At 50.4% G+C, this 3,041-nt stretch carries 1 rRNA gene; it reads right to left on the minus strand.

The window, feature by feature from the left end:
- Positions 1–50: 50 nt before the first annotated feature.
- Positions 51–2,930, minus strand: a 23S ribosomal RNA gene (locus tag HPC38_RS09055).
- Positions 2,931–3,041: the final 111 nt, after the last annotated feature.

The raw sequence follows: 3,041 nt of genomic DNA on the forward strand, positions 1-3,041 counted from the left end.
TGTTTATATCTGCTTTCAACTTCGCCCTAGCAAAAACACTTGAGCGTTGTATGGTTAAGCCTCTCGGGCAATTAGTACGGGTTAGCTCAATGTATCACTACACTTACACACCCCGCCTATCTACGTCTTCGTCTCAAACAACCCTTACAGCCTTATAGACTGGGAGAACTCATCTCGAGGCAAGTTTCGTGCTTAGATGCTTTCAGCACTTATCTCTTCCGCACATAGCTACCGGGCAATGCCATTGGCATGACAACCCGAACACCAGCGGTGCGTCCACTCCGGTCCTCTCGTACTAGGAGCAGCCCCCCTCAATTCTCCAACGCCCACGGCAGATAGGGACCGAACTGTCTCACGACGTTCTAAACCCAGCTCGCGTACCACTTTAAATGGCGAACAGCCATACCCTTGGGACCTACTTCAGCCCCAGGATGTGATGAGCCGACATCGAGGTGCCAAACACCGCCGTCGATATGAACTCTTGGGCGGTATCAGCCTGTTATCCCCGGAGTACCTTTTATCCGTTGAGCGATGGCCCTTCCATTCAGAACCACCGGATCACTATGACCTGCTTTCGCACCTGCTCGACATGTCCGTCTCGCAGTCAAGCTTGCTTTTACCATTGTACTAACCTGGCGATGTCCGACCGCCATTAGCAAACCTTCGTACTCCTCCGTTACTCTTTGGGAGGAGACCGCCCCAGTCAAACTACCCACCAGACACTGTCCGAGACCACGTTTCGCAGTCTTCGTTAGAACATCAAACCTTAAAGGGTGGTATTTCAACAACGACTCCATCATAACTGGCGTTATCACTTCATAGTCTCCCACCTATCCTACACATCAAAATTCAATGTTCAGTGTCAAGCTATAGTAAAGGTTCACGGGGTCTTTCCGTCTAGCCGCGGGTACACCGCATCTTCACGGCGATTTCAATTTCACTGAGTCTCGGGTGGAGACAGCCTGGCCATCATTACGCCATTCGTGCAGGTCGGAACTTACCCGACAAGGAATTTCGCTACCTTAGGACCGTTATAGTTACGGCCGCCGTTTACTGGGGCTTCGATCAGATGCTCTCACATCATCAATTAACCTTCCAGCACCGGGCAGGCGTCACACCCTATACGTCCACTTTCGTGTTTGCAGAGTGCTGTGTTTTTAATAAACAGTTGCAGCCAGCTGGTCACTTCGACTGAATTCACCTCCATCCGCGTGGGACTTCAATTACCGTCAGCGCACCTTCTCCCGAAGTTACGGTGCTATTTTGCCTAGTTCCTTCACCCGAGTTCTCTCAAGCGCCTGAGTATTCTCTACCTGACCACCTGTGTCGGTTTTCAGTACGGTTTATTATAAGATAAGCTTAGTGGCTTTTCCTGGAAGTGTGGTATCAGTTACTTCGCAACCGTGGTCGCTCCCCATCACGCCTCGAATCTAAATGACCGGATTTGCCTAATCATCCATCCTACACGCTTGGACCGGGACTTCCGTCACCCGGCTTAACCTAACCTACTCCGTCCCCACATCACTCTTATAACAAGTACGGGAATATTAACCCGTTTCCCATCGACTACGCTCTTCAGCCTCGCCTTAGGGGCCGACTCACCCTGCCCCGATTAACGTTGGACAGGAACCCTTGGTCTTCCGGCGAGGGGGTTTTTCACCCCCTTTATCGTTACTTATGTCAGCATTCGCACTTGTGATACGTCCAGCATACCTCTCGATACACCTTCTTCCGCTTACACAACGCTCCCCTACCCAACAGACTACGCCTGATGCCGCAGCTTCGGTGCTATATTTTAGCCCCGTTACATCTTCCGCGCAGGCCGACTCGACTAGTGAGCTATTACGCTTTCTTTAAATGATGGCTGCTTCTAAGCCAACATCCTAGCTGTCTAAGCCTTCCCACTTCGTTTCCCACTTAATATAGACTTTGGGACCTTAGCTGGCGGTCTGGGTTGTTTCCCTCTCCACGACGAACGTTAGCACCCGCCGTGTGTCTCCTATACACTACTCTTCGGTATTCGCAGTTTGCATCGGGTTGGTAAGTCGGGATGACCCCCTAGCCGAAACAGTGCTCTACCCCCGAAGGTATTCATATAAGGCTCTACCTAAATAGATTTCGGGGAGAACCAGCTATCTCCCGGTTTGATTGGCCTTTCACCCCCAGCCACAAGTCATCCGCTACTTTTTCAACAGTAGTCGGTTCGGTCCTCCAGTTAGTGTTACCCAACCTTCAACCTGCCCATGGCTAGATCACCGGGTTTCGGGTCTATATCTTGCAACTAGCCGCCCAGTTAAGACTCGGTTTCCCTTCGGCTCCCTTATTCAGTTAACCTCGCTACAAAATATAAGTCGCTGACCCATTATACAAAAGGTACGCAGTCACCCGGGCTCCCACTGCTTGTACGTACAGGGTTTCAGGTTCTATTTCACTCCCTTCACCAGGGTTCTTTTCGCCTTTCCCTCACGGTACTGGTTCACTATCGGTCAGTCAGGAGTATTTAGCCTTGGAGGATGGTCCCCCCATCTTCAAACAGGATTTCTCGTGTCCCGCCCTACTTCTTGTTAGCTTAGTACCACACCCTGGCGTTCAAATACGGGACTATCACCCTCTTCGGTCAGGCTTCCCAGCCTGTTCTTCTCGCTCTGGTGTTATCACTAACGGCTCCTCCGCTTTCGCTCGCCGCTACTTGCAGAATCTCGGTTGATTTCTTTTCCTCGGGGTACTGAGATGTTTCAGTTCTCCCGGTTCGCCTCTTTAACCTATGAATTCAGTTAAAGATAGTAGATTCTTCATCTACTGGGTTTCCCCATTCGGACATCGTGGGTTAAACGCTTCTTATCAACTCACCCACGCTTTTCGCAGATTAGCACGTCCTTCTTCGCCTCTGACTGCCTAGGCATCCACCCTGCACGCTTAATCACTTAACCATACAACCTCAAGTATTTTTGACCGCACTTTATATAACCTCAGTTATCTATCATGCGCTCACTTGCGTTGCATACTTAAACAAACTCGTGCGTAGTTACCTACGCTACCTG

It is taken from the genome of Spirabiliibacterium pneumoniae (assembly GCF_014884995.1).
Taxonomy (GTDB): domain Bacteria; phylum Pseudomonadota; class Gammaproteobacteria; order Enterobacterales; family Pasteurellaceae; genus Spirabiliibacterium; species Spirabiliibacterium pneumoniae.